Here is a 3,108-nt window from a genome sequence, read left to right as displayed (position 1 = left end):
GTCCTGATCGAGGAATCGCTCCTCGGCTGGAAAGAATATGAGATGGAGGTGGTGCGCGACCGCAAGGACAATTGCATCATCATCTGTTCGATCGAGAATGTCGATCCGATGGGCGTGCATACCGGCGACAGCATCACCGTTGCGCCGGCGCTGACGCTGACCGACAAGGAATATCAGATCATGCGCAACGCGAGCATCGCGGTGCTGCGCGAGATCGGTGTCGAAACCGGCGGATCGAACGTGCAGTTCGCGGTCAATCCGAAGGACGGCCGCCTGATCGTGATCGAGATGAACCCGCGCGTGTCGCGCTCGTCGGCGCTTGCGTCGAAGGCGACGGGCTTCCCGATCGCCAAGGTCGCGGCGAAGCTGGCGGTCGGCTACACGCTCGACGAGATCATGAACGACATCACCGGCGTGACCCCGGCGTCGTTCGAACCGACGATCGACTATGTCGTCACCAAGATCCCGCGCTTCGCCTTTGAAAAGTTCAAGGGCGCCGAGGCGACGCTGTCGACGGCGATGAAGTCGGTCGGCGAGGTGATGGCGATCGGGCGCACGATCCACGAGAGCCTGCAGAAGGCGCTGCGCGGGCTGGAGACGGGGCTTTCGGGCTTCAATTTCGTCGACCGCCTCAAGGGCGCGACGCACGACCAGCTCCGTAGCGAACTCGCCAAGCGCACTCCCGACCGGCTGCTGAACACCGCGCAGGCGATCCGCGAGGAGCTGCCGCTCGCCGAGATCAACCGCGTTGCGGGTTACGACATGTGGTTCCTCGAACGCATCGCCGAGATCGTCGCCGCCGAACAGCATGTGTGCGAAAACGGCCTGCCGCGCGATGTCGAAGGGCTGCGCAAGCTGAAGGCCATGGGTTTCTCCGACAAGCGCCTCGCCTATCTCGCGCTCCAGTCCGCGAACCTCCACCCCGGCACGCGCCGCGCGACGGCGCGCGGCAGCGGGCTGATCCACGAGGCGGTGAAGGCGATGACCGGCGGCGTCACCGAAGCCGAAGTGCGCGCGCTGCGCTACAAGCTCGGCGTGCGTCCGGTGTTCAAGACGATCGACACCTGCGCCGCCGAATTCCAGGCGCAGACGCCCTATCTCTATTCGACCTACGAGGCCCCGACCTTCGGCGAGCCCGAGAATGAGGCGAACCCGTCGGACCGCAAGAAGGTGGTTATCCTCGGCGGCGGTCCGAACCGGATCGGGCAGGGGATCGAGTTCGACTATTGCTGCTGCCATGCGTGCTTCGCACTCGAGGACGCGGGTTATGAAACGATCATGATCAACTGCAACCCGGAGACGGTCAGCACCGATTACGACACGTCCGACCGCCTCTATTTCGAGCCGCTGACCGCCGAAGACGTGCTCGAAATCCTGCACGTCGAAATGTCGCGGGGCGAGCTGGTGGGCGTGATCGTCCAGTTCGGCGGCCAGACGCCGCTGAAGCTGGCGCAGGCGCTGGCCGAGGCGGGCATCCCGATCCTCGGCACCTCGCCCGACGCGATCGACCTTGCCGAAGACCGCGAACGTTTCGCGGCGCTCGTCAACAAACTCGGCCTCAAGCAGCCCGAGAATGGCATCGCGCGCAGTCGCGAGGAAGCCGTCGCGGTCGCGGCGCGCATCGGTTATCCGGTGCTCACCCGCCCCTCCTACGTCCTCGGCGGCCGTGCGATGGAGATCGTCGACGACCAAGCGCAGCTCGAAAATTATATCGAGACCGCGGTGCAGGTGTCGGGCGACTCGCCGGTGCTGATCGACCGCTATCTGCGCGACGCGATCGAAGTCGACGTCGATGCGCTGTGCGACGGCACCGATGTCGTCGTCGCGGGCGTGCTGCAGCATATCGAGGAAGCCGGGGTTCATTCGGGCGACAGCGCCTGCTCGATCCCGCCGTACAGCCTGTCGGACAAGATCGTCGCCGAGATCGAGCGGCAGGCCGACGCGCTCGCGCGCGCATTGGAAGTCCGCGGCCTGATGAACATCCAGTTCGCGGTCAAGGACGACGAGGTTTACCTGATCGAGGTCAACCCGCGCGCCAGCCGCACAGTTCCCTTCGTCGCCAAGGCGGTCGGCTCGCCGATCGCCAAGATCGCGGCGCGCGTGATGGCGGGCGAAAAGCTCGCCGATCTGCCGAAGATCAATCGCGACATCGCGCACGTCGCGGTGAAGGAAGCGGTCTTCCCCTTCGCGCGCTTCCCCGGTACCGATCCGGTGCTGTCGCCCGAGATGAAGTCCACGGGCGAAGTCATGGGAATCGACAGCAATTTCAACCTCGCCTTCGCCAAGGCGCAGCTCGGCGCGGGCGATCGTCTGCCGACCGAAGGCCGCGTTTTCGTATCGGTCAAGGATAGCGACAAGCCGCGCATCATCGGCGCGGTGAAGCAGCTCGTCGACTGGGGATGGAACGTCATCGCGACCGGCGGCACCGCCGATTATCTGGCGGGGCAAGGCGTCGAGGTCGAGCGCGTCAACAAGGTCGCCGAAGGGCGCCCGCATATCGTCGACCGGATCAAGGACGGGGACGTGCAGCTCATCTTCAACACGACCGAGGGTTGGCAGTCGCTGCAGGACTCGCAGTCGATCCGCGCGTCGGCGCTCGCCGCCGACATTGCCTATTACACCACGGCCGCGGCGAGCGATGCGTCGACGCAGGCGATCGGGGCGCTTCGCGCGCACTCTCTTGAAGTGAAGCCACTTCAGGACTATTATTGAAGATACCGCTCCAACTCCCCGACATTGACGGAAAAGCGGCGCAGCCGCCCGGCGAAGTTTCGCTGGCGCTGGATTATTGACGAAGGACAACAGGATAATGGCAAGCGTTGAAAAGGTGCCGATGCTGGCAGAAGGCTATGAGAAGCTGAACGCGCAACTCGCGACCCTCAAAGCCGAGCGACCGCTGATCGTCGATGCGATCGAGGAAGCGCGCGCGCACGGCGACCTTTCGGAAAACGCCGAATATCACGCCGCCAAGGAACGTCAGGGTCAGGTCGAAGCGACGATCGGCGACCTCGAGGACAAATTGTCGCGCGCTCAGGTGATCGATCCGACGACGCTGTCGGGCGACCGCATCGTGTTCGGCGCGACCGTCACCCTCGCCGACGAGGACGA

At 64.6% G+C, this 3,108-nt stretch carries 2 protein-coding genes; both read left to right on the top strand.

The annotated features are described in order from the left end of the window. Positions 1-2,712, top strand: a 2,712-nt coding sequence (gene carB, locus JHC57_RS21685) for a carbamoyl-phosphate synthase large subunit (protein WP_294032652.1), incomplete at its 5' end; no start/stop codon positions are given. 97 nt (positions 2,713-2,809) lie between these two features. Further along, the coding region (gene greA / locus JHC57_RS21680; protein WP_294032651.1) for a transcription elongation factor GreA at positions 2,810-3,108 on the top strand (299 nt) is incomplete at its 3' end.

It is taken from the genome of Sphingopyxis sp. (assembly GCF_016463645.1).
In the GTDB taxonomy this organism is placed as follows: domain Bacteria; phylum Pseudomonadota; class Alphaproteobacteria; order Sphingomonadales; family Sphingomonadaceae; genus Sphingopyxis.
This window is presented reverse-complemented; position numbering and strand designations above follow the sequence as displayed.